17 protein-coding genes are annotated in these 21,261 nt (G+C 71.8%); 9 read left to right on the top strand and 8 right to left on the bottom strand.

Annotation, left to right across the window (positions count from 1 at the left end; translation table 11 throughout):
• The first annotated feature begins 354 nt into the window (after positions 1–354).
• The gene (locus tag OG595_RS04080; protein ID WP_329267855.1) at positions 355–1,257 is read left to right on the top strand and encodes a universal stress protein; all 903 of its coding nucleotides are present in this window, start codon (positions 355–357) and stop codon (positions 1,255–1,257) included.
• Between the two features lie 300 nt (positions 1,258–1,557).
• Here OG595_RS04080 and OG595_RS04075 read toward each other — a convergent pair whose 3' ends face one another.
• Positions 1,558–2,541, bottom strand: coding sequence for an Acg family FMN-binding oxidoreductase (locus OG595_RS04075; protein WP_329267854.1), 984 nt, complete (start codon positions 2,539–2,541; stop codon positions 1,558–1,560).
• Between the two features lie 206 nt (positions 2,542–2,747).
• Positions 2,748–3,191: a cyclic nucleotide-binding domain-containing protein gene (locus tag OG595_RS04070; protein ID WP_329267852.1), complete on the bottom strand. Its 444-nt coding sequence runs from the start codon at positions 3,189–3,191 to the stop codon at positions 2,748–2,750.
• Positions 3,192–3,387: 196 nt separating this feature from the next.
• Here OG595_RS04070 and OG595_RS04065 point away from each other — a divergent pair, with 196 nt between their 5' ends.
• The 4 genes from OG595_RS04065 (at position 3,388) to OG595_RS04050 (ending at position 6,767) form a co-directional block, all read left to right on the top strand.
• Positions 3,388–3,600: a hypothetical protein gene (locus OG595_RS04065; protein ID WP_329267850.1), complete on the top strand. Its 213-nt coding sequence runs from the start codon at positions 3,388–3,390 to the stop codon at positions 3,598–3,600.
• A gap of 152 nt (positions 3,601–3,752) precedes the next feature.
• The gene (locus tag OG595_RS04060) at positions 3,753–4,661 is read left to right on the top strand and encodes a universal stress protein (RefSeq protein ID WP_329267848.1); all 909 of its coding nucleotides are present in this window, start codon (positions 3,753–3,755) and stop codon (positions 4,659–4,661) included.
• Between the two features lie 105 nt (positions 4,662–4,766).
• Entirely contained in the window at positions 4,767–5,690 is a 924-nt protein-coding gene (locus OG595_RS04055) for a carbamate kinase (protein ID WP_329267846.1), read from the top strand.
• A 450-nt stretch (positions 5,691–6,140) separates the two neighbouring features.
• A complete protein-coding gene (locus tag OG595_RS04050) occupies positions 6,141–6,767 on the top strand; it encodes a hypothetical protein (protein WP_329267844.1) in 627 nt (208 codons plus the stop codon).
• 439 nt (positions 6,768–7,206) lie between these two features.
• On the opposite strand, the gene adhE is transcribed toward OG595_RS04050, so the two are convergent.
• The 6 genes from adhE to OG595_RS04020 form a co-directional block, all read right to left on the bottom strand.
• Positions 7,207–9,888, bottom strand: a complete 2,682-nt coding sequence (gene adhE, locus OG595_RS04045; protein WP_329267842.1) for a bifunctional acetaldehyde-CoA/alcohol dehydrogenase — start codon at positions 9,886–9,888, stop codon at positions 7,207–7,209.
• A gap of 242 nt (positions 9,889–10,130) precedes the next feature.
• Positions 10,131–10,859, bottom strand: a complete 729-nt coding sequence (locus OG595_RS04040) for a CBS domain-containing protein (protein ID WP_329267840.1) — start codon at positions 10,857–10,859, stop codon at positions 10,131–10,133.
• Positions 10,860–11,401: 542 nt separating this feature from the next.
• The gene (locus OG595_RS04035; protein ID WP_329267838.1) at positions 11,402–11,827 is read right to left on the bottom strand and encodes a hypothetical protein; all 426 of its coding nucleotides are present in this window, start codon (positions 11,825–11,827) and stop codon (positions 11,402–11,404) included.
• Positions 11,828–11,987: 160 nt separating this feature from the next.
• On the bottom strand, positions 11,988–14,672 hold the full coding sequence (gene ppdK, locus OG595_RS04030; protein WP_329267836.1) for a pyruvate, phosphate dikinase: 2,685 nt from the start codon (positions 14,670–14,672) through the stop codon (positions 11,988–11,990).
• A gap of 77 nt (positions 14,673–14,749) precedes the next feature.
• The gene (locus OG595_RS04025) at positions 14,750–14,992 is read right to left on the bottom strand and encodes a hypothetical protein (protein ID WP_443072955.1); all 243 of its coding nucleotides are present in this window, start codon (positions 14,990–14,992) and stop codon (positions 14,750–14,752) included.
• Between the two features lie 146 nt (positions 14,993–15,138).
• The gene (locus OG595_RS04020) at positions 15,139–16,008 is read right to left on the bottom strand and encodes a universal stress protein (protein ID WP_329267835.1); all 870 of its coding nucleotides are present in this window, start codon (positions 16,006–16,008) and stop codon (positions 15,139–15,141) included.
• 253 nt (positions 16,009–16,261) lie between these two features.
• On the opposite strand from OG595_RS04020, the gene OG595_RS04015 reads away from it, so the two are divergent.
• The 4 genes from OG595_RS04015 (at position 16,262) to OG595_RS04000 (ending at position 21,219) form a co-directional block, all read left to right on the top strand.
• Complete coding sequence (locus OG595_RS04015; protein ID WP_329267833.1) at positions 16,262–16,954, top strand: response regulator transcription factor; 693 nt, start codon at positions 16,262–16,264, stop codon at positions 16,952–16,954.
• 181 nt (positions 16,955–17,135) lie between these two features.
• Complete coding sequence (gap, locus tag OG595_RS04010; protein ID WP_329267831.1) at positions 17,136–18,164, top strand: type I glyceraldehyde-3-phosphate dehydrogenase; 1,029 nt, start codon at positions 17,136–17,138, stop codon at positions 18,162–18,164.
• A 140-nt stretch (positions 18,165–18,304) separates the two neighbouring features.
• Positions 18,305–19,657 (top strand): GAF domain-containing protein, encoded by a 1,353-nt coding sequence (locus OG595_RS04005; protein WP_329267829.1) that lies wholly within the window; start codon positions 18,305–18,307, stop codon positions 19,655–19,657.
• Positions 19,658–19,698: 41 nt separating this feature from the next.
• Entirely contained in the window at positions 19,699–21,219 is a 1,521-nt protein-coding gene (locus OG595_RS04000; RefSeq protein WP_329267827.1) for an aldehyde dehydrogenase family protein, read from the top strand.
• Positions 21,220–21,261: the final 42 nt, after the last annotated feature.

Here is a 21,261-nt window from a genome sequence, read left to right as displayed (position 1 = left end):
CCGGGGCCACCGCGACGGCAGGGCCGAGTGGCCCGCTGCCCGGTGGCGTACGGCCCTGATGGTCCGGAGGCAACGCACGGGGCCGGATCCGCCGGCGTGGCGGCCCCGACCGTGGGGCGCGGGGCCGGGGCACCGGCCGAGCGGCGCCCGGCGCAGGGACATCACCCGACCCTCCGGCCTACGAGGCCGACTACGACCACGCGCCGACCACAGGACGCCGTCCGCCCGCCCGGCCACACCCACCGCCCCGGCCACGCAGGGCCCACTGGTCCCGGCAGGGGACCTGCGGCCCCTGCACCACAGGTCTCGGGACCACAACGCTGGGTTCACATCCCCGTCGAGGAGGCAGAAACCATGGTCCGCAGTGTTGTCGTAGGTCTCGACGGCTCGGCCGAGAGCCGCGCCGCCGCCGAGTGGGCGGCCCGTGAGGCGAAGCGGCGTTTCCTGCCGCTCAGGCTGGTCCACGTCCGGGAGACGGTCCCCGCCCCCATGACCCTGGCACCGCTCCTCGGCGCACCCCCGGCCGAAGACCGGTGGGACATCCCGCGTGGGGCGGCCGAGGAGCTTCGGTCGCGGCATCCCGGGTTGGACGTGACCGTGGATCAGGTCCCCGGCCGGCCTGCGGACGTGCTGACGGAGGCGGCGAAGGACGCCGTACTGCTGGTCCTCGGCTCCCGGGGGCTCGGCGGCGTCGGCGGATTCCTCGTCGGCTCCGTGGGCCAGGCCGTCGTGGCGCACGCCGAGCAGCCGGTGGTCCTGGTCCGTGCGGGTGAACGGGTCGCGGACGGGCAGGCGGCGGATCCGTCCGTGATCCCGTTCGCCGGGACCCCGTTCGGGCCCGTTGTCCTCGGGCTCGACACCGACAGCCCCGACGAAGCGGTGATGACCTTCGCCTTCGAGGCGGCCGCCCGTCGGGTAGCACCCCTGCGGATCGTCCATGCCTGGGACCTGCCGCCGTACTTCGCGTACGGTCTGCCCGCCGACCCCGAGCTCAACGCCCTGCTGGCGAAGCAGGAAGCCGTGGCGGTGGCCGAGGTGCTGCACCGCTGGAAGGAGAAGTACCCGGCCGTCACGGTCGTCGAGGAGTCCCGGGCCGGCAATCCCGCCGTCCACCTGGTCGATGCCTCCCGGGAGGCGTCCTTGGTTGTCGTCGGCCGACGGATCCGCCGCAGTGCGTTCGGCGCGCACATCGGCCCCGTCACGCACGCCGTCCTGCACCACGCCGCAGCACCGGTCGCCGTCGTCGCGCACGACTGACAGGACGCCCCCAAGGAGCGCCGGCACGATCCGGGCGGCCCGCGGGTCGGGATGTTCCGCGGGCCGTTCGCCGGTGCCGCCCGTGCCTGCCCGAGTACCGCCCCTCGAACAAGACGGCCGGGCGGGCGCCCTCCGCACGTACCCGCTCCCGCACCGTGACCAGGCCTGACCGGCGGCAGCCGCCACGCGGAGCGCACAGACCTGCCGGGGTCGTCGGACGGTGGCCCGGGCAGGCCCGGCGGCTTCGCGGCCCGGATTACGGTGTGTGCCGGTGCGCGCTCCTGGGTTGGTTGGGAGCGGTTACCCGGCCCGTCCCTGTTCCGCTGTTTCCGCTGTCCTGCGGGGGGAAGGCGGTCCCTCCGGCCCGTATCCGAGGCGGAGCACCATCTGGGCGTGCGCGCGCCGGTCGCCGTGAGCGGTTCCGAGCCGGTCGCGCAGGTCGGGCCACTCCAGCGCCTGGTGCAGCAGGGACGCCCGTACGCCGTGCGCGGTGGCCGTGAGCAGGACGCGTTCGAGTGCCTGGCCGGCCCGCAGCCAGTCGGCCCGCCGGTCGTGCCCCGTGGAGAGCACCACCAGGATCGGCCGGGTCTCGAAGGGGCGGGCGGTCAGCACGGCCGGGTGCCGGTGGGCTCCGAAGTCCCGCATGGGGATCCGGTCCCGGAAGTCCTGCGGGCCCAGCGTCCCCGGCGGCATGCCGAGGGCCGCGTCGTTGGGCTCGTGCACCCAGCGGCGGCTCTCCGCGGCCCGGTCGGGGTCGGCCGTGGTGCGATGCTCGGCCTCCCGGGTGAGCTGCAGCAGGCCGTCGGTCCCGGCCGGCCCCGGACGACTCAACAGGGCGCCTTCGGCGTGGGCGGCCTCGGCGAGCTCGGTCAGGACGGTCGTGGGCAGCGGCCGATCCGAGTACGGGAAGCGGCTGCTGTGCCTGCGCCACAACGCGTCGTACAGGTGCGGTGTGGAGGAGGCGGCGGCGGGGCCGCCGAGCCGCACGGTCGCGAGCAGATCCGGCTCGTCGGGCCTGGGCAGCAGCCTGGTCACCGGCTCCCGCCCGAAGTGGGCAGCCGCCACCCGGAGGTTGAGCACCGCGCAGCCCACGGAGAGGTGCAGGGCGCGCCCGGTCGGGTCGATGTGGCGCAGCCCGCGCTCCGCCGCGGCACGGATCTCCAGCGTGACGGCGTCCGGAGCCACTCGGAACCGCCAGGGCTGTGTGTTGTGGATCGACGGGGCGGCTACGGCCGCGGAGACCAGGTCCTCCATGGTCGGTACAGCGAGAACCGCAGAGCGCATCGGGAACTCCTCCCCGCCCTACGCCGACGGGGCGGCGGGGCTTGTCGTGAGCGGATCCCAGCGTGACGTCCGTGGGCGCGGCGGCTGGATGGGCCGTACGGCCCTATCGGGTTCCGAAGGGCCCGGCTGCGTCGTCCCGCCCCGGGGGGATTCGGTTCTGGTGACGCGGTGACGCGGTGACGCGGTGACTGGAGGCTGCCGCTGCCTCAGGGGGCGGACAGGTCCAGCAGCCGGGTCCGGGCCGAGCGCAGGCGGTGGGCGAGAATGTCACCCACCCATTGGGTGACGCACCGACCGAGCGCGGGGTCGTCCTTGCACATCGACCGGATCGTGGTGGCGTCGAACTCGTATGCGTGTACCGGGCTGGTCGCCTCGGCACCCAGGTGCCAGGCGTGCGGGACGAACAGCCAGGACCAGCCGATGAGTTCGTCGCGCCCGAGGGTCTCGATGACGGCCGTGCGGCGGCCGGGCACTTGCATGTCCAGGTCGACGGTGCCGGTACGGATGATCCAGAACCGGTCTGCCCTGCCGCCTTCCTCGAAGAGACGGGCGCCCTGGGAGAACGAGACCTCCCGGGCGAAGCGCATCAGCCGGTGCCGGTGCTCGGCGGGCAGCGCCCGCAGCATGCCGGCCGTGGCGGGAGCGTTCACGACGTGCCTCCGATCGGGGCGTACGAACCTGGCGGGTCCAGCGTGGTCCCGTGGCCCCTCGCGGACCATGGGCCGTCGGGTCCCATCGGCCGGGGGCCGCCCGGCACCCCGTGAGAGCCCTTGGGCCCCCTGTGCCGGAACGGGCCCCGCGGTTCGATGGAATCGGAAGACAACCCGTCGGAAAGAGGTGTTCATCGTGGGTACGTCACTGACCCCGGAGTTCTGGAGGCTGTTCGCCGTCCTCCTGGTGACCTCCATGACGGTCACCTTCTTGCTCAGCGCCGCGCTCGACGCGCTGGCGGTACGGGCACAGCGGCGCCACGCCCGTCGTCGGCAGACAGTCGCACGGACGACCCGACGGACGACCGAGGCGCCCCACGAGCCCGTTCGGACCCTGGTCGGTCGCTGAGCGGATGCCGGCCCGCGTGGTGAGCCCCGCGGACAGGGGAGTGGGGCCGAAAGGGCCCATGAAGGGCCTGTACGGCCCCTGCGTACAGGGCCGGTTCTGCACAACGCTCGGACCGGAAGAGCAAGCAGGCTCGGACGGAGGAGGCAGGCGGCATGATTCGGCAGGTCACCGCAGGAGTTGACGGTTCCACCGAGAGTCTCGCGGCCGCGCACTGGGCGGCCAGGGAAGCCCTGCGTCGCGGAGCCTCGTTGAGGCTGGTGCACGCCTGGACGTGGCACCCCCGCCCGTCCGCGTCCGTACCGGCGGACGCGAGTGAGGGCGACTGGGCCGAGCGGACCCTGGACCAGACGGTCATGAGTGTCCGCGCCGCGCATCCAGGGCTGCGGATCGTCGACCAGCTCGTGTCCGGCTCCACAGTCGCCGCCCTGCTCACGGTGGCCGAACAGTCGGAGCTGCTGGTGCTCGGTTCCCGCGGGCTCAGCGGGGTCGCGGGTTTCCTCGTCGGCTCCGTGTCCCAGCGGGTCGTCGCCAGGTCCCCGCGCCCCGTGGTGCTCGTCCGCGCGGGTGAGTCCGCGGCCGATGAACACCTTCCGGCCCCGGACGGCGTCTCGCCGGACGAGATCCCCGAGATCCCGTACCGCAATGTCGTCCTCGGGCTGGACGTCCGGCACCCCTGCGACGAACTGATCGAGTTCGCCTTCGAGGCCGCCCACCGCTACGGCTCCGCCCTGCGCGTGATCCACGCCTTCAGCGTTCCGTCGGCCGACGGCGCCGATGTCCGTGCGATCACGGACATCGGGCCGGAACTGCTCGCCGCCCAGGAACGCGCCGTCGTCGCGACGCTGCGTCCGTGGGCCGAGAAGTATCCAGGGGTCCCCGTGACCGAGACCGTCTCCGAAGGACGGGCGGCATCCACGCTGGTGCGCGCCTCGTCCGGGGCCGCCCTCGTCGTGGTGGGGCGCCGCACCCGGGACGGCCACTTCGGAACGCACATCGGGCCCGTCACGCACGCGGCACTCCATCATGTCGGCTGCCCCGTCGCCGTCGTACCGCACGCCTGACCCGGCTCGGACCTTCCCCCCGCCCGCCTGCACCGTTCCCGACCGGGCGGGGGAGCGTTTGCACACCACCAAGCCGTTCCGGCCGGCACCCTGGAGGACTGAACCGTGCGCATCGTCATCGCCCTCGGCGGCAACGCCTGGCTGCGCCGGGGCGGTCGCCCCGACACGGCCGGGCAGCAGTTGGACAACGACCGGGTGGCCGCCGCCGTCGCTGCCCTCGCGCTCGAACACGAGATCGTCATCACCCATGGCAACGGGCCGCAGCTCGGCCTGCTCGCCATGGAGACCGCGGCCGACCCGGTCCTGACCGCACCCCGTCCGCTGGACCTGCTCGGTGCCCAGACCGAGGGGCTGATCGGCTCGCTGCTGGCCCGGGCCCTGCACGACGCGCTGCCCGGCCGCAAGATCGTCGCCCTCGTCACCCACACCCTGGTGCGGCCCGACGATCCGGCCTTCGCACGGCCCACGAAGCGTGTCGGCCCCGTGTACCCCAGGGACGTGGCCCGTTCCCTCGCGCGAAGGCGCGGCTGGCACATCACCGAGGACGCCACCGGGTGGCGCCAGGTCGTCGCCTCCCCCTCACCTGAGGGCATCGTGGAGACCGAGGCGATCCATGACCTGCTCACCTGCGGCGTGCTGGTCATCTGCGCCGGCGGCGGAGGTGTCCCCGTCACCGCCGACAACGACACGGGCGCCCTGCGCGGAGTGGACGCGGTCGTCGACAAGGACCTCACCGCGGCCCTGCTCGCCGAAAGCCTCAAGGCCGACTTCCTGCTCATCCTCACCGACGTGCCGAACATCTACGGCGGCTACGGCACCCGGCATCAGCAGCCCATCCTGGACGCCACCCCGCGGGACCTGCGCCGTGGCGGTTTCCCCGACGACTCGATGGGGCCCAAGGCCGAGGCCGCCGCCCGGTTCGTCGAACGCACCGGCGGCCTGGCCGCGATCGGCGCCCTCGACGCGGCGTACGAGATCGTCCACGGGCGGTCGGGGACACTCGTCCGCCCTGATCTGTCCATCGGCTGAACTGCCTCCCCTGGCCCCTGGCCTTGGGGCCCTCCGATCCGTCGGCCCCAAGGCCGGAGGACGGACGGCCTCGTTCGCAGACCCCTTTCCGGCGCTTCCCGCGCCGGCACCATCGTGGTCAGGCGCAAGGGGATCTTCGACGTCGGCCCGGGCCCGCCGTCCGCCGTCACGTCGACGACCGTGCACCGGGCCCCGCCGGGCCGCTCCCGTGAGGCAGTCGACGGATGACGCCCGGCTGCGCCACCCTGACCGGCTCCGTGACCCCGGATCGGTCTCCCCGAGGGCGCCGAGCAGACCCGGGACGGCTGAACGGACCGGCGGAGACGGGACGTTCGGCCCGGTTCTCCGGGCCCTGCAGCCCCTCCGGGTTCTTCCGCCGGAGCGGGACATTGGAGGCGCAAGGAGAGCTGTCGACACCCCGCGCGTCACCCCTTGGAAGGGATGAGCATCATGGCAGTCCACAATCACCCGCAACGGCACTCGGGATTCCACTTCCCGTCCCTGCGCAGGACCGGGACGGCGGCAACGGAGTCCGCCGACACGACAACCGCGGCGGCGACGGCGACCCGCGCGTACGTCTTCGCCGGGCTCCGCGTTCTGACCGGGTTCGTCTTCCTGTGGGCGTTCCTGGACAAGACCTTCGGCTTCGGTTACGCGACCGCCGACGGCAAGGGCTGGATCGACGGCGGCTCGCCGACCAAGGGTTTCCTCAGCGGTGTCGCCGCCGGACCGATGGAGTCCACGTTCCACGACTGGGCCGGGGCCACCTGGGCCGACTGGCTGTTCATGCTCGGCCTGCTGGGCATCGGCCTCGCGCTCGTCAGCGGTATCGCGCTGCGGCTGGCCGCCGTGGCCGGCACCGCGATGATGGCCCTGATGTGGATTGCCGAGTGGCCGCCGGCCAAGCACCTGTCCGACGGGTCGCTGAGCATGTCGCCCAACCCGTTCGTCGACTACCACCTCATCTACGCCGTCGTCCTGATCGCCCTGGCGGTCGCGGGAGCCGGTGCCACCTGGGGACTGGGCAAGGCCTGGGCCCGGATGCCGTTCGTCAGCCGCAACCGCTGGCTGCTCTGACCTGCGCACCCACCGGACCGGGGCACCGCCGCAGAACAGCGGCGGTGCCCCGGTCGTGTGTGCTGCCCGCCGCCACCGGGGCGGATCAGCTGAGCACGGGGACCGCGCACACCGACCGCACAAGGGCGCCCTGTCGGCCGGTCCGTGCGCCACGAGAGCGGGGTCACTCCGAAGGAGGAGTGACCCCGCTCTCGCGCGCGCCGGTTCGCCTCGACACCGCCTGCGCTGTCCTTTCCGCTCCGCCTGCGGTGCCGGATCAGCCGTCGGCTCCGAGGCAATCGGGCAGCACGCGCTCTCCTCGGACCGGCAGGTCGACGACCGGTCACGGCACAACGGCAGGGAAAGGCGGCGGCCCGGCCGGCATCCCCAGGGGTTCGATCACCTACTGGTGCGATCTCACCTCGCTGGGGATGCCGGCCGGGCCGCCGCCCTTCCGGTCCTACTCGCCGGGGCTGCTGACGGATCCGTAGTAGGCCGCCTTCATGAGCCGCTGCATGTCGTCCAGCATCGGCATACGCGGGTTGGCCGGCGCGCACTGGTCCTCGTAGGCGTTGAGAGCCTGTCGGGGCAGGGAGTCGAGGAAGCCGCGCTCGTCGACGCCGAGGGCCTGGAAGGACGGCTCGATGCCGACCGCGGTCCGCAGCCGTTCCACCGCGCAGGCGAGGGACTCGACGCTCCCGGCGGGTGTGGCGGCGGGCAGCCCCAGGGTGCGGGCGATGTCCTGGAACCGTTCGGGGGCACGGTAGTTCTCGTACTTCGGCCAGCCGGTGAGCTTGCCCGGCACGGTCCCGTTGTAGCGGATGACGTGCGGCAGGAGCACCGCGTTGGTACGTCCGTGGGCGATGTGGAAGGTGGCGCCGAGAGTGTGCGACATGGCGTGGACGATGCCCAGGAAGGCGTTGCCGAAGGCCATACCGGCGATGGTGCCGGCGTTGTGGATCTTCTCCTGCGCCTCGATGCTGCCCGCGCGGTCGTTCACCGCGGCTTCCAGGTTGTCGAAGATGAGCCGGATGGCGTGCAGGGCGGGTCCGTCGGTGAAGTCGTTCGCGTAGACGGACACGTACGCCTCGATGGCGTGCGTGAGGGCGTCGAAGCCGCTGTCGGCCGCGAGAGCCGGGGGCAGGTCGGCGATGAGCAGCGGGTCGACGATGGCCACGCTGGGCGTGAGCGAGTAGTCGGCCAGCGGATACTTCTTTCCGGTGGCGGGGTCGGAGATGACGGCGAACGGGGTCACCTCCGCGCCTGTGCCGGAGGTGGTGGGTACGCACACCAGACGGGCGAGCTTGCCGAGGACGGGGAAGCGGAAGGCCCGCTTGCGGATGTCGGAGAACTTGTGCCGCATGTCGGCGAAGTCGACGTCCTTGCCCTCGGCCTGCTGCTCGTACAGCAGCCACATGACCTTGGCCGCGTCCATGGGGGAGCCGCCGCCGAGGGCGATGATCGTGTCGGGGCGGAAGTCGCCCATGAGACGGGCGCCGCGCCGCACGGAGTCGATGCTCGGCTCGGGTTCGACGTTGTCGATGACCTGGATGGTGACCGGCTCGCGGCGCCGCCGCAGCACACGCTCGATCCGGTCCACGAATCCCAGGCGCGTCATGGTCGCGTCGGTGACCACGGTGACGCGGTGGACCTCCGGCATCGAGGTCAGGTAGCGGATGGATCCCGGCTCGAAGTAGATCTTCGGCGGGACCTTGAACCACTGCAGGTTGTTGTGGCGGGTGGTGACCCGCTTGATGTTCAGCAGCTGGGCGGCGGAGACGTTGTTCGACACCGACGTGCTGCCCCAGGAGCCGCAGCCGAGCGTCAGTGACGGCAGCAGACCGTTGTAGATGCCGCCGATCGCGCCCTGCGAGGAGGGCGCGTTGACGATGACCCGTACCGTCTTCATACGGGTGCCGTACGCCTCGGCCAGTGCCTTGTCCTGGGTGTGGATGACAGCGGTGTGGCCCTGGCCGTGGAAGGCGACCATGTCGGCGGCCAGGTCGAAGCCCCGCTGCTCGGATTCCGCCCGCAGCACGGCGAGGACCGGGCAGAGCTTCTCGCGTGTCAACGGCTCGTCCGGGCCGACCCGTTCGGCCTCGACCAGAATGATCGAGGTGTCCTCGGGCACGCTGAAGCCGGCTTTCTCGGCGATCCATGACGGGCTCTGCCCGACGGCTGCCGCGTTGACCTTGGGTTCGCAGCCCCCGTCCCCCGCGGTGGCCTTGCCGACCGGGAAGAGGAACGCCTCCAGCTTCTCCTTCTCCTCGGCCGTCGCCAGGTGGGCGTGCAGCGTACGGAACTCGGCCAGCGCCGCCTCGTAGATCTCACTGTCCAGGATGACGGCCTGCTCGGAGGCACAGATCATGCCGTTGTCGAACGACTTGGACAGCACCAGGTCGTTGACGGCCCGCCGCAGCTTGGCGCTCCTGTGCACGTACGCGGGGACGTTGCCGGCGCCGACACCGAGGGCGGGCTTCCCCGCCGAGTACGCGGCCTTCACCATCGCGTTGCCGCCGGTCGCCAGGATCAGGGACACCCCGGGGTGGTGCATCAGTGCGCCCGTCGCCTCGATGGACGGTGTCCGGATCCACTGCACGCAGTGTTTCGGCGCTCCGGCGGCGACGGCGGCGTCGCGCACGATGCGGGCCGCCTCCGCACTGCACCGCTGGGCGGAGGGGTGGAAGGCGAAGACGACGGGGTTGCGGGTCTTCAGCGCCATGAGCGCCTTGAAGATCGTGGTGGAGGTCGGGTTGGTGACGGGCGTGACCGCGCACACGACACCGACCGGTTCGGCGATCTCGACCATGTCGTCGATGTCGTCACGGGCTATGACGCCGACGGTCTTCATGGGGCCCATGCTGTGCGTGACGTGCTCGCACGCGAACATGTTCTTGGCGGCCTTGTCCTCGAAGAGGCCACGGCCCGTCTCCTCCACCGCGAGCAGGGCCAGTGCGGTGTGCTGGTCGAGGGCGGCGACCGACGCCTTCTTCACGATGTGGTCGACCTGCTCCTGCGTCAGCGCCTCGTAGTCGGAGAGCGCCTTCAGCCCGTTGGTGACCAGCCGGTCCACCGCGACGGCGGTCTCGGAGGGCGCGCCCGCAGGGGCGGCGGCTCGGGTTCGGGTGTCCTGTCGGGTCATGGGGGTTGTGCCTCCGTCGTCGAGGTCATGGGCCGGAAGACCGGCAACTTGCCGTGTGCGGGCGGCACCGTGAGGGAACGCTGCCGCTCTCCCACCGCGACCGTCTCGCGGGCGGGAGGCCGCCACCCAGGCGCCGAAGGTCCCGGCCGGGGACCGACAGGCCCTGGACCGCCGGGGCCGGGCGGCAGCGGTCGCCGTAACACCTCCCTCTGCGCCTCCGCGGCGCGCAGAGAGGAGAGGGACTAACGCTCGGGAAGCCAGTAGTGGGCGATCCGGCGTGACGGGTGCTTCTCCGGCGGGTGGGTGTCGTCCATGCGGAAGGTGAGGCTGTTCATCACGCCCACCACGCCGTCGACCCGCCAGACCAGCTGGACCACGAGCGGGATGTCGCTGCGGCGTTCCAGACGTCCCTCCAGCGTGGCCGTACCGTTGTGGACGGAGACGATGACGGTGTGGGGCGGCAGGCACATGGCGCGCGTCAGGACCTCGTCGATGATCTCCTGACGGATCTCCTCGTCGGTGCGCAGGAAGACCCGCAACAGGTCCCGACGAGTGGCGATGCCGATCAGGCGGTCCTCCTCGTCCACCACCGGCAACCGCTCGATGTGGTGGCGCTCCATGACCCGTGCGGCGTCCGCGACGGGCTGCTCCGGATGCACGGTGATCGCGGGTGTCGACATCAACTGCCCGGCGGTCATCGCTCGGGCCTTGGCCGCCGCGTAACGCACCTTACGGCGAAGTGCCGGCAGCCGGAAGTGGCGTCCTGCGTGGTCCTGTTCGGCCTGGGCCGCCTGCCGGCGTATCAGGTCCGTCTCGGAGATCACTCCGAGAACCTTGTCGTCGGCGTCCAGTACCGGCAGGCCACTGATCCGGTGCAGGGCCAGCAACCGCGCCACATCCTTGAACGGCGTCTCCCGGCGTGCTCCGACGACATCGGAGGTCATCACCTCGCCGACTTTGGAGGTCTTCATCGAAGTTCCCTTCGCCGCTGGTGCGCGCGGAGCGCGACCGGGTCCTCTGTGTCGTACGGTCCCTGCGGGCCGACGGATCCCCGCAGGGCGTCCTGCTCCTGCGGAGGGGCACCGGGGGCCGGAACTCGCGGGGTGAGGGCGGCCGGTCCGACCGCTGCTGTCCCGTTGGACGGTCCCGGGTTCCCGGCCCCCCGATGCCCTTTCAGCCTCCCGCGTACCAGGCCGGCGGCGCAGGGGCCGACCGGTCCCGAGTCCCGGGCCGACCCGCCCTCTCCTCGGCGGCACCGGATGCGGGCACCGGACCGACGCCCAGCGGGCCAGGTGACCTGCCCGCCGGGCCGCAGGGCGACGAGAAGCGCAACCGCCAAGCGGAGCAAGGCAGTTGGCGCGCCCACTCCCGCGCGGACGACGGCAGCCACTCGGAGCGCGGTGCGTAGCGCACGTACGGGCGCTGAGTGCCGCCGCCGTGGCCGGGACCGGGACCGGGGGTGCCTTCTCACGGCGGGGCGGTCCAGGCACTGCGCGGACCCCTGCCCGGCGGGTCAGGCCGGGTGAGGGTCCTGCTGTCCCGCTTCGCGCCCTGCGGGACCTTCGGCCGGTCGCCCGCCCCGCCACGGCGGGCTGACCGGCCGGTGGGCGTCGTCGGCCCCGTGGGCCGCCCGCTCCACCTGACGACGCAGCCGGTCCCGCAACTGGTCGGTGACCTCCTGGCTGGTGGCGTCCTGAGCGTGAACGACCACGACGGTGCGCCCCACCCGGAGGTCGGCCACCGCCGACCACGGGTGCTCCGCGTGGTTGGCCGCCTTGGCGATCCTCACCTCACCGGTGACCGTCGGCAGTCCCGGCCGGCCCACCACGGTGCCGATCTTGGTACGGGCGTACGCGAGGGCTTCCTCGCTGACTTCGCCCTCGGCCCGTACCTGGACAACAGCGGTGGTGTCACGGGTTCCAGCGTCCTTGCCGGTCATGCCGACCACTCCTTCTTGTTCTCGTTCTCCGTGACCCCAGCCTTCCGCCGGGGCCGACCGCTGACCCAGGGCCGATCGGCCCCGGCGGACGGGCCGTGGGTCCCGTCGTGATCACAGCCGGCCCGGGCCGGACCCGCGGCTCCGGCCCTCCGGGGGTGTCTCACCTGGTGTCGCCGGACTCCGTGCCGGTGAGCGCGGCGCGGCCCGCCTCCAGACGGGCGACGGGGACCCGGAACGGTGAGCAGGAGACGTAGTCGAGGCCCGCGCCGTGGAAGAAGTGCACGGATTCGGGGTCACCGCCGTGCTCGCCGCAGACACCGATCTTCAGGTCGGGGCGTGCGGCGCGGCCCTCGGCGACCGCGATCTCGACCAGGCGGCCCACGCCTTCGCGGTCGATCGTCTCGAACGGGGAGATCTTGAAGATGCCCTTGTCGAGGTAGGTGGAGAAGAACGCCGCCTCGACGTCGTCGCGGGAGAAGCCCCAGGTGGTCTGGGTCAGGTCGTTGGTGCCGAAGGAGAAGAACTGTGCCTGCTGGGCGATCCGGCCCGCGGTGAGCGCCGCCCTGGGCAGCTCGATCATCGTGCCGACCGGGCACTCGACGGGGACCCCCGAGGCCTTGGACACCTCGGCCAGTACCTGCTCCACCTCGTCGCGCACCAGCCGCAGTTCCTCGACCGTGTCGATCAGCGGCACCATGATCTCCGCCCGCGGGTCGCCTCCCGCCCGCTTGCGTTCGACGACCGCCTCGGCGACGGCCCGTACCTGCATGGCGACCAGACCAGGCGCCACCAGGCCCAGCCGCACGCCGCGCAGGCCGAGCATCGGGTTCTCCTCGTGCATGCGGTTCACGGCCTCCAGCAGCTCGGCGTCGTGCGCGCTGGGCGGGTTGCCGTGCGCTTCGGCGGCGGCGAGCCGTACGGCGAGTTCGGTGCGGTCGGGCAGGAACTCGTGGAGCGGCGGATCGAGCAGGCGGATGGTGACCGGCAGGCCGTCCATCGCCTCCAGGATCCCGACGAAGTCCTGCCGCTGGAGCGGCAGCAGCGAGTCCAGGGCCCGTTCACGTTCGATGTCCGTGCGAGCCAGGATCATCGCCTCGACCAGTTGCCGGCGGTCGCCGAGGAACATGTGCTCGGTGCGGCACAGCCCGATGCCCTCGGCTCCGAACCGGCGGGCGCGGGCGGCGTCCTCGGGCGTGTCCGCGTTCGCCCGTACTCCCAGCCGTCGTACCCCGTCGGCCTGGCGCATGGCCCGGGCGACGGCGTCGACCAGGCCGGCCGAGCGCTCGCCCGTCTCGAAGTACCGCATCACCGCGGAGTCGACCAGTGGCGCGGCGCCCGGGTAGACGGCGCCCTCGGAGCCGTCGACGGAGATGACCGTGCCCTCCTCGACGGTGGTGTCGCCCACGGTGAAGCGGCGTCCCTGCGGATCGACGGTGATCTCTTCGGCACCGCACACGCACACCTTGCCCATGCCGCGGGCGACGACGGCCGCGTGGCTGGTCTTGCCGCCGCGGCTGGTCAGCACCGCCTGGGCGGCGATCATGCCGGGCAGGTCGTCGGGGGTGGTCTCCTGCCGGACGAGGACGACCTTCTCCCCGGCGGCGGCGCGGCGTACCGCCTCGGCGGAGTCGAACACCGCGGCGCCGACTGCGGCGCCCGGCGAGGCCGGGATGCCGCGGGTGAGCGGGGCACCGAAGGCCGAGGTGTCGAACCGGGGGAACATCAGCCGGGCCAGGCCGTCCCCGGAGACGCGCGCCAGCCCCTCGTCCGCGCTGACGAGCCCCTCGTCGACCAGTCCGGCGGCGATGGCGAACGCGGCTTCGGCGGTGCGTTTGCCGACGCGGGTCTGCAGCATCCACAGCCTGCCGCGTTCGATGGTGAACTCGATGTCGCAGAGATCCCGGTAGTGGGTCTCCAACGCCTCCATGTGGTCGCACAGCTGAGCGAACGCCGTCGGGTTCAGGCGGCTCAGTTCGTCCAGCGGGACGGTGTTGCGGATCCCGGCGACGACGTCCTCGCCCTGTGCGTTGGACAGGTAGTCGCCGTACACGCCTCGGGCGCCGGTGGCCGGGTCACGGGTGAAGGCGACGCCGCTGCCGGAGCCGGCGCCGAGGTTGCCGAAGACCATGGTCTGCACGTTGACCGCGGTACCCAGCTCGTCCGGAATCTGCTCGCGGCGCCGGTACAGCCGGGCGCGCTCGCCGTTCCATGACTCGAAGACCGCCACAACGGCCCGCCGCAGCTGCTCCGCCGGGAGCTGCGGGAAGTCCTCCCGGGTTTCCTGCTTGATCAGGTTCTTGTACGTCTCCACGAGCTGGGCGAGGTCGCCGGCGTCCAGGTGCAGATCGTCCGGGGCGCCGCGCAGGTCCTTGAGCAGCGTCATGGCCTGCTCGAACAGCGCGGGATCGACGCCCATCACGGTGCTGCCGAACATCTGTATGAGTCGGCGGTAGGAGTCCCAGGCGAAGCGCTCGTTCCCGGAGGTCTTCGCCAGGCCGAGCACCGACTCGTCGTTGAGGCCGATGTCGAGGATCGTCTCCATCATGCCGGGCATGGAGAAACGGCCCCCGGAGCGGACGGACAGCAGCAGCGGATCGTCCGGCTGGCCCAGCTGCCGGCCGGCGGCCTTCTCCAGAGCGGTCAGGTGGTCGGAGATCTCGCGGGCCAGACCGGGCGGTTCGGCGCCGGTGGCGAGGAACGCACGGCACGCTTCCGTCGAGACGGTGAACCCGGGCGGTACCGGCAGGCCCATCCGGGTCATCTCGGCCAGATTGGCGCCCTTGCCGCCGAGCAGGTCGGCCATGTCACGGCCGCCCTCGGTGAATTCGTACACGTAGCGGACCATGACGTGTGCTCTCCTTCTGGTATCCGGCTGTGTCCGGTCGGACCTGCCGTACGCGGCCCGTCCGCCGCCCGTGGTCTTCAGGACCCGGCGTGCGGCGGACGGGGGCGGTTGTCGCGATCGGGGCCCCGGCCGAAGAACGGGCCGACCGGGCCGCCCGGGGTGGGCTCGACCGGGCGGTCGCCGTGCGAGGCGGGTATGCCGGTGCGGCACGGCCCGGACGCCTCCTCCCGGACCGGGACCTGACCAGGACCGGACTCCGGGTCCGGGCGCTCCTCGATCACCGGTGATCGGCCGACGGCCCGGACGGCTGCTGCCGTCATTCGACGCACCTCGCTTCTGTTCTGTCTGTTCTGTCTGTGCGGTGCGGTGCGCCTACAGCGTCGAACGGGCCCTGGCGCGGCGGGCAGGTCCTGGACGTCCCCAGCTGTGGGGCCGCTCGGCCCTCAGGGCCCGCGGAAAGCGGTCCTCAGTCGTGCGGGACGACGGCGACCGGAGCGGCGGCGTGGTGCAGGACGGCGTGGGCGACCGGTCCGATGCGCATACCGAGAGCGGGCCGGTGCACCCTGCGGCCGACCACCACGAGGCCGGCCTGGGCTGCGGCCTGCAGAACGACGCCGGACGCGCGGGCGAGATCGACCGTCTGGACGACCGGGACCTGCGGGTACTTGTCTCGCCACGGCTTGAGCGCGTGGGACAGCGCACTCTCCGTCCGTCCCGTGACGTCCTCCCGGCCGGCGGGGAGCCCGACCGCGGGGCCGTATCCGTACAGCGGCGGCAGGTTCGGCGCGTGAACGGTGTGCAGCGTGGCCCCCCGGGCGGCAGCCGCGCCGAAGGCGAACTCCAGCAGCGGCCCGGCCGGGTCGCCCAGGTCCTGGAGTCCGACCACGACCTCCCCGCCGTCGTGCTTCGCGGCGGAGCGGGCGTTCGCCCGCACCATGACCACGGGGTTCTTCGCCCGGGCGAGGACGTGCTGGCCGACGGAGCCGAGCAGGAACCCGGCGACGGCGCTGTGACCGCTGGAGCCCAGCACCAGCAGGTCGGACTTCTCCGCCTGGCTCAGCAGCGCCTCGGCCGCGGTGTCGGGCAGATGTTCGGTGCTGACCGTCAGGTCCGGGTGCCGTCCGCGCAGTTCCTCCTCGGCCTCCCGCAGAATGCGCAGGGCCCAGTCCTTCTGCGTGGCCAGGGTCTCGGCGGCCGGCACGTCGTGCGGCTGCCAGATCCAGGCGTGCACGAGACGCAGTGGCAGCTCGCGGCGCTGTGCCTCGCGGGCCGCCCAGTCGGCGGCGGCCAGGCTCTCGGGCGAACCGTCCAGACCGACGGTGATGGGGCGAATCATGGGAAGAGACCTCCAAGTCCGAAACGGGACCGGCGGGCCGCTGACGACTGCGTCGACCCTCACCCTCCAGCCTCACGACAGCGCGGCCGAGACTCCAGGGGCCGATGGTCCCGATCCGGGCCGCCAGGGCCTGGCCCCAGGCACTGGCCCTCCGGCCCGGAATCGCAGAGGATCTTCCACGTGGAGGGACCGGTCCCGTCCACCGGGCGGATTCCGGCACGGGACACCAGACGACGCAGGACAGGAGCCGTCGATGACGGACAGTGAGCAGACCACTCCCAAGGCCCCGATCCGGGTCTTTCTGCTGGACGACCACGAGGTGGTACGGCGAGGGGTGCACGACCTGCTGAACGACGAACCCGACATCACCGTGGTCGGCGAGGCCGCCAATGTCGAACAGGCACTGGCGCGCGTCCCCGCCCTGCGCCCGGACGTCGCCGTCCTCGACGTCCGTCTCCCCGACGGCGACGGTATCTCCGTGTGCCGTGAACTGCGCTCGCGGATGCCGGAGCTGGCCTGCCTCATGCTGACCTCGTTCGACGACGAGGAGGCACTCCTGGACTCGATCATGGCCGGAGCCGCCGGCTATGTGCTCAAGCAGATCCAGGGATCCGACCTGGTCTCCGCCGTACGCACGGTCGCCTCGGGCCAGTCGCTGCTCGACCCGAGCGCCACCACGAGACTGCTGGCCCGTCTGCGCAACGACCAGCAGCAGGAGGAGGAACCCGGCGCGCTGCCCGGCCTGACCGGCCGGGAGCAGGAGATCCTCGTCCTGATCGGTGAGGGGCTGACCAACCGTCAGATCGGTCAGCGCCTCTTCCTCGCCGAGAAGACGGTGAAGAACCACATCTCACGGCTGCTGGCGAAGCTCGGCGTGGAGCGGCGCATCCAGGCCGCCGTCATCGCCACCCAGGTCCAGGAGCGGCTCAGGCACGACGGGGCCTGACAGCCCGTACGCCATGACGTCACGGAGATCCGCCGACGTCATGGCGGTCCGCCGATGCCATGGCGGTCCGCCGGGCCGAACGTCCCTCATCTGGCCCCCGGACGGCCCAAGGCCGAACCGATCCGCTGCCACCAGGCTGGCAGCGCACCCCAGTGGCGGATCGATCGGGAGGACAACGGACATGAGCGTGCGCGTGGGCATCAACGGCTTCGGCCGCATCGGACGCAACTACCTGCGCTGCGTGCTGCAGCGCGCGGAGGCCGGGGCGGGCACGCCGGTCGAGGTGGTGGCCATCAACGACATCACCTCGCCGGCGACCCTGGCCCACCTGCTGTCCTACGACTCGACGTACGGCAGGCTCGGCCGCACCGTCGAACACGACGACGACTCGATCACCGTGGACGGGCACCGCATCGCAGTGACCGCCGAACGCGACCCCGCCGCCCTGGCCTGGGGCGAGTTCGCCGTGGACGTCGTCATCGAGTCCACCGGCCGCTTCCGTACCCGCGAGGACGCCGGCCGGCACCTGAAGGCGGGCGCGCGCAAGGTGCTGCTGTCCGTCCCCGGCAAGGGAGTCGACGCCACGATCGTCATGGGCGTCAACGAGAGCACCTACGACCCCGACAGCGACCATGTGGTGTCCAACGCCTCCTGCACCACCAACTGCGTGGCGCCGATGGTGAAGGTCCTCGACGAGAACTTCGGCATCGACAAGGGCCTGATGACCACCATCCACGGCTACACCAACGACCAGGTGGTGCTCGACGGCCCGCACAAGGACCTGCGCCGTGGCCGCACCGCCGCGGTGAACATCATCCCGACCAGCACCGGCGCCGCCCGCGCGGTCGGACTCGTCCTGCCGGAGCTGTCCGGAACCCTGGACGGCATCGCCGTACGCGTGCCGGTCGAGGACGGTTCCCTGACCGACCTGACCCTGGTGCTCGACCGGGAAGTGACCGTCGACGAGATCAACTCCGCGTTCCGGGAGGCCGCCGACGGACCTCTGAAGGGCGTGCTGCGGGTGTCCGACGCCCCGATCGTCTCGCGCGACGTCGTCGGCGACCCCGCCTCCTGCGTCTTCGACGCCCCGCTCACCCAGGCCCACGGAAACCTGGTCAAGGTCTTCGGCTGGTACGACAACGAGTGGGGTTACACCAACCGGCTCCTCGACCTCACCGAGTACGTCGCGGCCCGGCTCCCGCAGAGCTGACGGGAGAACCGGTGCGGCACCCGGGCCGGAGGTACAGGAATCCCTGGTGCAGGGGCCGTTCGGCCCCTGCATCTTTCGCCGCGTGCGGGTGAGGCTGGTGCGACCGGACCGGAGGAAGGCACGTTGGAGGTGCTGGCCGTATGGATGCTTCCACCGCCGCCTCGGCATCCGAACTGCGCTTCGCGCACGAGAGGTTCATGACGACGCCCGGACCACCGGAGGGCGTACGGCGCGTGGTGGCCGACTCGTGGCGGCGCTGCGCGGCGTGCGGTGTACGACCCGACGGCAGCCGCCTGCCGCCGCTGCGCGTGACGGCCGAACAACTGGCCGCCTACCGGCGCACCCACCCGCTGGTCGCGGTGCTCCCCTTGTTCCGGGAGCTGCTGGGAGCCGGCGCCGCGGACGACGGTCACGTCTTCGCGGTCGGTGACACCGACGGCACCCTGCTGTGGGTCGAGGGCGACACCGCGGCCATGAAACGTGCCGAGCGCATGCACTTCGCCGAGGGCGCCGTGTGGTCCGAGGCGCAGGCCGGGACCAACGCCCCAGGCGTCGTACTGGAGTTGGGCCGGCCCGTGCAGATCGTGACCGGCGAGCACTACAGCGCCGCCGCGCACGGCTGGTCGTGCGCCGCCGCCCCCGTACGTGACCCGGGCACGGGCCGGGTGCTCGGTGTCGTCGACCTCTCCGGCGGCGGCACCATCGCCACGCCCTCCGCGCTGGCCGCGGTGAGGGGCGCCGCTCTGGCGGCGGAGGCCGAGCTCGCCCGTACGCTCAGCGCACCGGCGGTCCTGCTCGGTCCCGACGGCCGCGCGGTGCGTACGCGGGACGCGGCGCGCCCAGGACGGGACAGCGCCGTACGACTGACGGCTCTGGGCCGGGACAGTGCCCTGCTGGAGTGGGACGGGCGGGTCCACCGGCTGAGCCCGCGGCACAGCGAGATCGTGGTCGCGCTCGCGCTGGAGGGCCGCGGCGTGACCGGTGACCGGCTCGCGGTGGACCTGTCGGAGCGGGAACTGTCACCCTCGACGCTGCGCGCCGAACTGACCCGGCTGCGCACGGTGCTCGGCCCCGCCCTCCTCGGGTCGCGGCCGTACGAGCTGCTGCGCCCGGTGCGCACCGACTTCGCCGATGTGACCGCGCTGCTCGCCGCAGGACGGCTGGGCGAGGCACTGGCCGGCTACCCCGGTCCGCTGCTGCCCCGCTCCGAAGCACCCGTCGTCGTGGAACAACGGCGGTCCCTGGAGCAGCAGTTGCGCGGAGCGGTGCTCAGCAGCGGCGACGCCCGGCTGCTGCGCCGCTGGGTGGACGCGGCATGGGGAGTCGAGGACGCCCCCGCGTGGGTGGCGCTCGCCCGCGCGCTTCCGACGGGTTCGCCGCAGCGTGCCGCCGCTGCGGCGCGGGCCCGCGCACTGGACGCCGGCTCGTCCCTCCTGCCCCGGCTTCCGCAGGTCGGACGGCATGCAGCGTTGCTGCAGCGTTCCAGCGCCTAGCTTGCTGAACATCGCCACAACCCTCGCGAAAGGTGAGGACCATGAGGTACGAAACTCCGGGCAGCCAAGGCAGCCCCGTCGACGTCGCGCCCCGGTACGAGAACTTCATCGGCGGCAAGTGGCAGGCGCCCACCACGGGTCAGTACACGCCCAACCTGTGCCCCGCCACAGCCAAGCCGATCTGCGAGGTCCCGAAGTCGGGTCCCGAGGACATCGAACTCGCCCTGGACGCCGCGCACTCCGCGAAGGACGTGTGGGGCGAGACGTCCACCGCACAGCGTGCCGCGGTGCTGAACAAGGTGGCCGACGCCATCGACGCGCACCGCGAGGAACTCGCGGTCGCCGAGAGCTGGGAGAACGGCAAGCCGGTCCGCGAGACCCTCGCCGCCGACATCCCCCTCGCAGCGGACCACTTCCGCTACTTCGCGGCCGCGATACGGGCCGAGGAGAGCTCGATCACCGAGATCGACAAGGAGACGATCGCCTACCACTTCCACGAGCCGCTGGGCGTCGTCGGGCAGATCATCCCGTTCAACTTCCCGTTGCTGATGGCCGCGTGGAAGCTGGCCCCGGCGCTCGCCGCGGGCAACGCCACGGTGATCAAGCCGGCGTCACCGACCCCGTGGTCGATCCTCAAGCTGATGGAGGCCGTGGGCGACATCCTGCCGCCGGGCGTCCTCAACGTCGTCAACGGCCCGGGCGCCGAGATCGGCAAGGCGCTCGCCACCAACAAGCGCATCTCCAAGGTCGCGTTCACCGGTGAGACCACGACCGGCCGCCTGATCATGCAGTACGCGGCGCAGAACATCATCCCGGTCACCCTGGAGCTGGGCGGCAAGTCGCCGAACATCTTCTTCAACGACGTGGCCGCCGAGGACGACGACTTCCTGGACAAGGCCGTCGAGGGACTCGTCCTGTACGCGTTCAACAAGGGCGAGGTCTGCACCGCCCCCTCCCGTGCCCTCATCCAGGAGGACATCTACGAGGAGTTCATGGGCCGGTGCCTCGAACGCATCCGCGCCATCAGGCAGGGCGACCCGCTCGACACCGACACCATGATGGGCCCCCAGGTCTCCAAGCAGCAGATCGAGAAGATCGCCTCGTACGTCGAGATCGGTCTCAAGGAAGGCGCGGAACTGCTCGTCGGAGGCCACCGTGCCGCCATCGGCGGGGAGTTCAAGGACGGCTACTTCTTCGAGCCGACCGTCCTCAAGGGCCACAACAAGATGCGGGTCTTCCAGGAGGAGATCTTCGGTCCCGTCCTCGCGGTCACCACCTTCAAGGACGAGGCCGAGGCGCTGGAGATCGCCAACGACACGCTGTACGGCCTCGGGGCCGGCGTGTGGAGCCGCGACACCAACCGCAACTACCGGATGGGCCGCGCCATCAAGGCCGGCCGTGTCTGGACGAACTGCTACCACCAGTACCCCGCGGGTGCCGCGTTCGGTGGCTACAAGGTCTCCGGCATCGGCCGCGAGACACACAAGATGATGCTCGACCACTACAGCCAGACCAAGAACCTCCTGGTCAGCTACGGCACCAAGCCGCTCGGGCTGTTCTAGCCGACACAGCGATCCAGCGAACCCGCAAGCCAGCGGATCCGA

The sequence above is a fragment of the Streptomyces sp. NBC_01451 genome, from assembly GCF_036227485.1.
Taxonomy (GTDB): Bacteria; Actinomycetota; Actinomycetes; order Streptomycetales; family Streptomycetaceae; genus Streptomyces.
Note: the sequence above shows the minus strand (reverse complement) of the source record. Positions and strands in the feature narration are given on the sequence as shown.

Bases quoted from the DNA above. Each gene is read 5' to 3' on its own strand.
- OG595_RS04080 (WP_329267855.1), top strand. From the start codon at position 355: ATGGTCCGCAGTGTTGTCGTAGGTCTCGACGGCTCGGCCGAGAGCCGC.
- OG595_RS04075 (WP_329267854.1), bottom strand. From the start codon at position 2,541: ATGCGCTCTGCGGTTCTCGCTGTACCGACCATGGAGGACCTGGTCTCC.
- OG595_RS04060 (WP_329267848.1), top strand. From the start codon at position 3,753: ATGATTCGGCAGGTCACCGCAGGAGTTGACGGTTCCACCGAGAGTCTC.
- OG595_RS04050 (WP_329267844.1), top strand. From the start codon at position 6,141: ATGGCAGTCCACAATCACCCGCAACGGCACTCGGGATTCCACTTCCCG.
- adhE (WP_329267842.1), bottom strand. From the start codon at position 9,888: ATGACCCGACAGGACACCCGAACCCGAGCCGCCGCCCCTGCGGGCGCG.
- OG595_RS04040 (WP_329267840.1), bottom strand. From the start codon at position 10,859: ATGAAGACCTCCAAAGTCGGCGAGGTGATGACCTCCGATGTCGTCGGA.
- OG595_RS04035 (WP_329267838.1), bottom strand. From the start codon at position 11,827: ATGACCGGCAAGGACGCTGGAACCCGTGACACCACCGCTGTTGTCCAG.
- ppdK (WP_329267836.1), bottom strand. From the start codon at position 14,672: ATGGTCCGCTACGTGTACGAATTCACCGAGGGCGGCCGTGACATGGCC.
- OG595_RS04025 (WP_443072955.1), bottom strand. From the start codon at position 14,992: ATGACGGCAGCAGCCGTCCGGGCCGTCGGCCGATCACCGGTGATCGAG.
- OG595_RS04020 (WP_329267835.1), bottom strand. From the start codon at position 16,008: ATGATTCGCCCCATCACCGTCGGTCTGGACGGTTCGCCCGAGAGCCTG.
- OG595_RS04015 (WP_329267833.1), top strand. From the start codon at position 16,262: ATGACGGACAGTGAGCAGACCACTCCCAAGGCCCCGATCCGGGTCTTT.
- gap (WP_329267831.1), top strand. From the start codon at position 17,136: ATGAGCGTGCGCGTGGGCATCAACGGCTTCGGCCGCATCGGACGCAAC.
- OG595_RS04005 (WP_329267829.1), top strand. From the start codon at position 18,305: ATGGATGCTTCCACCGCCGCCTCGGCATCCGAACTGCGCTTCGCGCAC.
- OG595_RS04000 (WP_329267827.1), top strand. From the start codon at position 19,699: ATGAGGTACGAAACTCCGGGCAGCCAAGGCAGCCCCGTCGACGTCGCG.